Source organism: Caballeronia arvi (assembly GCF_001544695.2).
Lineage (GTDB): Bacteria > Pseudomonadota > Gammaproteobacteria > Burkholderiales > Burkholderiaceae > Caballeronia > Caballeronia arvi.
Genome location: NZ_FCOM02000245.1, coordinates 1 through 1,239, shown reverse-complemented (window position 1 = coordinate 1,239; position 1,239 = coordinate 1). Strand labels below are relative to the sequence as shown.

2 protein-coding genes are annotated in these 1,239 nt (G+C 55.0%); both read right to left on the bottom strand.

What is annotated here, in order from left to right; all coding sequences use genetic code 11:
* Window positions 1-189: 189 nt before the first annotated feature.
* The gene (locus AWB74_RS44650; RefSeq protein ID WP_061152792.1) at window positions 190-387 is read right to left on the bottom strand and encodes a hypothetical protein; all 198 of its coding nucleotides are present in this window, start codon (window positions 385-387) and stop codon (window positions 190-192) included.
* A 456-nt stretch (window positions 388-843) separates the two neighbouring features.
* The coding region (locus tag AWB74_RS46765; RefSeq protein ID WP_160110415.1) for an NUDIX domain-containing protein at window positions 844-1,239 on the bottom strand (396 nt) is incomplete at its 5' end.

Genomic DNA, 1,239 nt, shown 5'->3' with positions numbered 1-1,239 from the left:
CCCCTGAGGTTGTCAGAATAGTAAATATAAGTGGATACAGCCAGGAGGACTACAACTGGCGTGTCAATCTGATTGGATACAGCCAGGAGGACTACAACTGGCGTGTCAATCTGATTGGAACACATAGCCGGTTCAAAACAGGGGTGCGTGCGGATTCCACATGTGCACTTCCGCCCGCAAAACGAGGCGTCAGTGCAGGCGAGCTACTGCCTGCAGTAGGGCATGGCCATCGACGGTCAGTCGCGGACGCGGGTGGCCTGAGGCGAGTTCTTCGAGTTCGACCAGTTGACGTTCCAGCAGAATGTCGAGTTCTTCGCGATCAAGGTTGATCTGCTCCGGTGCGGCGTTGACCAGCATAAGCGTGGCAAATTCATGGGGACTTAGCATGTTTCTCTCTCAGATATGCGCTGATATTTTTATTTTTACGGAACACCGTTAATGCGCCGCAGCGACTAAAATGCCCCATTTGGGGGGCTGGTCGGCCGGCGTCACGCAAGGGACGACATCGGACCGGTCTAATTTTTGTCGACTGGGCAGCGATTAAAACATGCACGAGACTCAAATGTTAATCAGGGTTAACAACGGGAATTAAATAATACGACCGTTCGTATTAAATATATTTCCTCCGGTGAATGCCAACCCGCGCGGTCTGTTTCGGCATGGAGCGAAAAAAGCACCCGTTCAACTCGCGCTATCAACGGTGCGGTTTTAGGGAAGGGCGAAAGGAGGGCGTTTTCAACGGTTCCGCAATTGCCATGTTTCAGCGCGACGACAGTTCAAACGTCGCCACAAACGACTAGGTCGACACGCTCGTGAGCGTTGTTGAGGTTCGGCATTTTTCCGCTAGCAAGCTCGGGCTCGGCTAGTAGCAGACGCTGGCGCTCGGCAAAGGTAGAGCTCAATGGCTTCACGAAGGGACTGGTGGTTCCCGCATTGTGTCTGCTTGAGGAAAATGGCAGCGATGCCCTTGGTGGGAATACTTGCCTCGGCGCAGAGGATCTCATCGAGCTGCATCCATTGGCAGCGCACGATTTCATTGGAAGGTATCGCTTCGATGGTCTCGCCGACGCGTGCCGCGAACACGAAGTGCCGCGATCGCAGTCCGTGAAACTGGAAAGCGTAGTGCACATGTGTGGCCACGAGCCCCGTTTCCTCTTCGAGTTCGGTGGACGAAACCGCTCGCGCGGTATTGGGGCTCCGGCGGGCGTTAGCGGTATGGCGCAGGAAACCCGCGCGGTT

Excerpts from the sequence above, each read along its gene's own strand:
- AWB74_RS44650 (WP_061152792.1), bottom strand. The coding sequence starts at position 387 with ATGCTAAGTCCCCATGAATTTGCCACGCTTATGCTGGTCAACGCCGCA.